Genomic DNA, 296 nt, shown 5'->3' with positions numbered 1-296 from the left:
TCTTTACTTCCATCACGCGACCACCCTTTATGGTCATGTCCCCCCAAGGTACCACTGAGGAGAAACCGGAAGACACTAACGACAATACGATTAAAACAAAAGGGCCGGTATCCACCACCCCTTTTGAACAATGCTAAATTAATCTGACCTACCGAATGACTAGTACCGAAATCGGTGCGTGCTTTGCCATGTAGGCCGCTTGCGACCAGAAATACTTGCGGACACCGTGCTTGGCAACCGAACCAATCACTAACAAGTCCGGCTTCAAGGCTGGAATCACCGTTTTCACGATGGTC

Annotated in this window: 1 protein-coding gene; it reads right to left on the bottom strand. The window is 49.3% G+C overall.

Annotated features, from left to right (window positions below; genetic code table 11):
- Positions 1 to 148: 148 nt before the first annotated feature.
- Positions 149 to 296 (bottom strand): universal stress protein (locus MZO40_RS17145; RefSeq protein WP_252133491.1); only part of this gene is annotated, 148 nt, incomplete at its 5' end.

This window comes from Lactiplantibacillus sp. B652 (genome assembly GCF_023806745.1).
Classification (GTDB): Bacteria; Bacillota; Bacilli; order Lactobacillales; family Lactobacillaceae; genus Lactiplantibacillus; species Lactiplantibacillus pentosus.
Note: the sequence above shows the minus strand (reverse complement) of the source record. Positions and strands in the feature narration are given on the sequence as shown.